The following is a 549-nucleotide window of genomic DNA, read 5'->3' on the forward strand; positions in this document are numbered from 1 at the left end:
TCCTTGAAATACCACCCTTTAATGGCTGGTGTTCTAACGTAGACCCGTGATCCGGGTTGCGGACAGTGTCTGGTGGGTAGTTTGACTGGGGCGGTCTCCTCCCAAAGAGTAACGGAGGAGCACGAAGGTTGGCTAATCCTGGTCGGACATCAGGAGGTTAGTGCAATGGCATAAGCCAGCTTGACTGCGAGCGTGACGGCGCGAGCAGGTGCGAAAGCAGGTCATAGTGATCCGGTGGTTCTGAATGGAAGGGCCATCGCTCAACGGATAAAAGGTACTCCGGGGATAACAGGCTGATACCGCCCAAGAGTTCATATCGACGGCGGTGTTTGGCACCTCGATGTCGGCTCATCACATCCTGGGGCTGAAGTAGGTCCCAAGGGTATGGCTGTTCGCCATTTAAAGTGGTACGCGAGCTGGGTTTAGAACGTCGTGAGACAGTTCGGTCCCTATCTGCCGTGGGCGCTGGAGAATTGAGGGGGGCTGCTCCTAGTACGAGAGGACCGGAGTGGACGCATCACTGGTGTTCGGGTTGTCATGCCAATGGCA

1 rRNA gene is annotated in these 549 nt (G+C 55.9%); it reads left to right on the forward strand.

Annotation, left to right across the window (positions count from 1 at the left end):
• Positions 1 to 549, forward strand: a 23S ribosomal RNA gene (locus ACOTX1_RS23830); the annotation flags it as partial.

This window comes from Enterobacter cloacae complex sp. IR5401 (assembly GCF_049238425.1).
Classification (GTDB): Bacteria; Pseudomonadota; Gammaproteobacteria; order Enterobacterales; family Enterobacteriaceae; genus Enterobacter; species Enterobacter hormaechei_C.